Below are 3,709 nucleotides of genomic sequence, written 5' to 3'. Positions count from 1 at the left end.
GTCCTTCGCCCTCGCTGCCTAATATGCAGTGAGTGAGGGACCCTTAATGGGTGTCAGCCCGGGGGTGTTCCCGACCCGGACCCTGGCATAATCTAGGGAACTAAACCATCGAGCCCGGTCACGGGGTTCGATGGGAAATCAAACAGTGACTGGGCCCGTCGGAGACTTGTTCGCGAGATCACCGGGGCCGAGAAAATCGAAGCGAACTGCGCTCGGAGAAGCCCTCCTTTTGCACCGTTGGACGCGGGTTCGATTCCCGCCATCTCCACAATTCCCATGTGAAGAAAGAGCCCCCTGGCCACCGGCCGGGGGGCTCTTTCCGTGCGCGGGGCACGGAACGGTCAAATGATCTGCCAAATGATCTGGCGAATGAACCGGCGAACGGACGGTCGGGCACATCCTCCCGTCATGTGACTCGTTACTGCATCCGAGTGCAGGTTCCCGACAGCCGAGTGCGCAGTGGCCCGGCTGAGTACGCAAGTGCAGGAGGCAGTCGCTTGGATGCCACCGTCACTCTTTTCGGCTCGCTTCTCGCCAGTCTCGGAGTTCTGGGCGCGGCAGTGGTGGCCTACCTCGGCAAGCGCGGTGAGAACGCCCTCACCGGCTACTCCAGCCTCACGGAGAGACTCCAGTCCGAGCGGGACAGGCTGGAGCGGCAGGTCGCCGAACGCGACGAGAAATTAGCCGAGTTAAATGCTCTGCACGTCCATGACCAGAGCGAGATCGCCCGGCTGCTCATCGACAACCAACGGCTCGGAGGCACTCCGTGACCAATCTCGAGCGGATCCTGGCCCACCGTTGGCGCAGCGTGTTTCTGGTCTGTGTGCTGGTCGCGCTCTGCGGGGTCGCCGCGGTCCTCTGGGCCCGCATCGACGCCGGAGACCAGCGGGCCGACCGGTTCGCCACCGAGGCGGACCGGCGCGGGGAGGCCGTGTCCACGCTCGCCAGGGACGTACGGACCTTGCGCGCACAGGTCCGCTCGCACGGCGACACCCCGGCCGCCCCCGACCCCTCCGACGCCGTGGACGACCTCGTGTCACGGGCGCGGGTACCGGCATCGGGACCCGGTTCGCCCGGCGCGGACGGCGAGGACGGCACGGACGGGAAGCCGGGCGACAAGGGCGAGCGGGGGACCGGCGGCCGCGACGGAGACCGCGGCGATGCGGGGGAGCCCGGTGAGGCCGGCCCGACCGGGCCCGCGGGCCCGGACGGCGCGACCGGAGAACAGGGCCCGGAGGGACCGGCGGGAGCGACGGGGCCGCCGGGTGCGGACGGCGCCAGGGGTGCGGACGGCGCCCGGGGCTCCGACGGTGCCAACGGCTCCGACGGCGCGGGCGGCGCCGCGGGCCCTGAAGGTCCGGCGGGGCCCACGGGTCCGCGCGGCGAGCGCGGGCCCAAAGGCGAGGCGGGCGAGGCAGGATCCCCCTGCCCCGACGGCTACACCCTCCAGCAGCCGCAGGGCGACCCCGACGCCCTGGTCTGCCGCCGGAACGGCGTCACGCCCACGGACCCGGCTCCCGCGGTCCTGCTGCTTGCGGCGATGCTGCCACGGCGCCGCCACACGCCGGAGGCGCCGGACTGAGGCGGGGCCTAGAAGGGCACGGCGGGGCACGGCGGGGCACGGAGGACGCGGTGCTGCGGTCGGCCCACCGGAGGCAGGCGATCCGCCGGGTCTCGTATGTGTCCGGAGTGGGGTCTGTCGCCGGGCGGCGGAGTCGGGGATGCTCCTGGGTCATGAGTAGACCCGTGAGACGCGTCAACGCCCGTATGCGCCACTGGATCTGGCCCGCCGTGCTCGGCGTCGCGGCGGCCACCCTCTCCGTCAGTTCGCCCGCCGGGGCGGACTCCGACCGCAGCGGCCTGCCCGAAGCCATCGACACCATCCTCGGTGATCCCCGGATGGAGGGCGGCGCGGCGAGCGTGGTCGTCGCCGACGCCGCTTCCGGCGACGTGCTCTACCAGCATCTGCCCACCGGACGCCTGATGCCCGCGTCCAACACCAAGCTCCTGACGTCGACGGCGGCCATGGAGCGGCTCGGCCCGGACCACCGCTTCACCACCGACGTGCTCGCCGACGGCAAGCAGAAGGGCTCCGTACTCTCCGGAGATCTCTATCTGCGCGGCACCGGCGACCCGACGACGCTGGCGAAGGACTACGACGGACTCGCCGCCAAGATCGCCGATTCGGGCGTCCGGCGGGTCTCGGGGCGCCTGGTCGCGGACGACACCCGGTTCGACGACAAGCGCATCGGCGACACCTGGGCGGGCGACGACGAATTCGCCTACTACGCCGCCCAGATCTCCGCGCTGAGCGTCGCCCCGGACACCGACTACGACACCGGCACGGTCATCGTCGAGGCCGTGCCCGGCGCGAAGGCCGGGGACAGACCCAAGGTGACGGTCACCCCGAAGACCGACTACGTGGACGTCGCGAACACGGCAAGGACCGTCGCCGCGGGCGGCGACGACACGCTCACCATCGAGCGCGAGCACGGGACGAACACCATCACGGTCACCGGCACCGTCCCCGTGGGAGGTGATGCCACCAAGGAGTGGATCACCGTGTGGGAGCCGACCGGATACGCCGCCGCGATCTTCCGGGACGCGCTGAAGGCACACGGGGTGCGGGTCAGCGGGCCGACGAAGGCGGGGGTCGCCACGCCCAAGGGCGCGCGGCAACTCGCCTCGCACGAGTCCATGCCCCTGAAGGAGCTGATGATCCCCTTCATGAAGCTCTCCAACAACATGCACGCGGAGAACCTCACGAAGACGATGGGGTACGAGGCCACGGGGCGGCCCGGCAGCTGGCCCGACGGGCTCGCGGCCATCGGCTCCTACCTGAAGACCGCCGGTGTCGACCCCGGCAAGATCCGCCAGGTCGACGGCTCCGGACTCTCGCGCAAGGACAATGCCCCGGCCGACCAGCTGGTCAAGCTGCTGTTGTCCGCGAAGGGCGAGCCCTGGTACGCCGACTGGTACAGGTCGCTGCCGGTGGCCTGCGACCCGGACAAGTTCGTCGGCGGCACCCTGCGCACCCGGATGTGCGGGACTCCGGCGGCCCTCAACGTACGGGCGAAGACGGGGTCGTTGACCGGGGCTTCGGCCCTTTCGGGGTACGTGAAGGACGCGGGCGGGCGTGAGCTGGTGTTCAGCATCATCCTGAACAACTACATGCCCTCCTCGGTGAAGGCGCTCGAGGACGCGATCGTCGTGACGCTCGCCAAGTCGACCGAGGAGAAGGCCGAGTTGGTCAGGCCGCGCTCCCTGCGCGGGGCCGAGCCGAGCGGGGACCTGGAGTGCTCGTGGCGCAAGCCTGCGCGATGCTGAGCAGCAGCGCGCAGCACGCGGCGGCGACCGGGACCCCGTAGCCCTCCGTGGCACCGAGGTGTTCCACCGCCCAGCCGCCGGCCGCCGCGCCGCACGCGATGCCCCCGAGGAGACCGGTCACGGCGAGGGTCATGCCCTCGTTCAACCGCCCCTCGGGGGTGCGCTCCTGGACCAGGGTCATGCCGGTGATCATCGTCGGTGCCGTCGCCATTCCGGCGACCAGGAGAGCCCCGGCGAGCACGAGGAGCGAGCCGGTGAGCGTGGCGGCCAGGAGCGGAAGCGTCATCAGGGCCGCCATCGCGGTGACGCACAGGATGTGGCGGCGGTGCGGCGGGCCGCTCGGCTTGAGCGTTCCGTAGAGGAGTCCCGCCGCGCAGGAGCC

General features: G+C 71.0%; 4 protein-coding genes and 1 other RNA gene. 4 read left to right on the top strand and 1 reads right to left on the bottom strand.

All coding sequences use genetic code 11. The features are described from left to right. The 4 genes from ssrA to dacB form a co-directional block, all read left to right on the top strand. Positions 1-271, top strand: a transfer-messenger RNA (tmRNA) gene (gene ssrA / locus ACQKIP_RS29735); the annotation flags it as partial. A gap of 226 nt (positions 272-497) precedes the next feature. Beyond that, positions 498-770, top strand: coding sequence for a hypothetical protein (locus ACQKIP_RS29730; RefSeq protein WP_365857258.1), 273 nt, complete (start codon positions 498-500; stop codon positions 768-770). Next, positions 767-1,582 (top strand): collagen-like protein, encoded by an 816-nt coding sequence (locus ACQKIP_RS29725; protein WP_365857260.1) that lies wholly within the window; start codon positions 767-769, stop codon positions 1,580-1,582. Before ACQKIP_RS29730 ends, ACQKIP_RS29725 begins: the two co-directional genes overlap by 4 nt. A gap of 152 nt (positions 1,583-1,734) precedes the next feature. Next, positions 1,735-3,327: a D-alanyl-D-alanine carboxypeptidase/D-alanyl-D-alanine endopeptidase gene (gene dacB, locus ACQKIP_RS29720; RefSeq protein WP_365857262.1), complete on the top strand. Its 1,593-nt coding sequence runs from the start codon at positions 1,735-1,737 to the stop codon at positions 3,325-3,327. Here dacB and ACQKIP_RS29715 read toward each other — a convergent pair. Next, the coding region (locus ACQKIP_RS29715) for an MFS transporter (RefSeq protein WP_427744642.1) at positions 3,251-3,709 on the bottom strand (459 nt) is incomplete at its 5' end. The two genes, dacB and ACQKIP_RS29715, sit on opposite strands and share 77 nt — an antisense overlap.

The organism is Streptomyces sp. NPDC059900 (genome assembly GCF_050270335.1).
Lineage (GTDB): Bacteria > Actinomycetota > Actinomycetes > Streptomycetales > Streptomycetaceae > Streptomyces.
This window is presented reverse-complemented; position numbering and strand designations above follow the sequence as displayed.

What these genes read in the sequence shown, in the direction of transcription:
- dacB (WP_365857262.1), top strand. Translation starts at nt 1,735, where the DNA reads ATGAGTAGACCCGTGAGACGCGTCAACGCCCGTATGCGCCACTGGATC.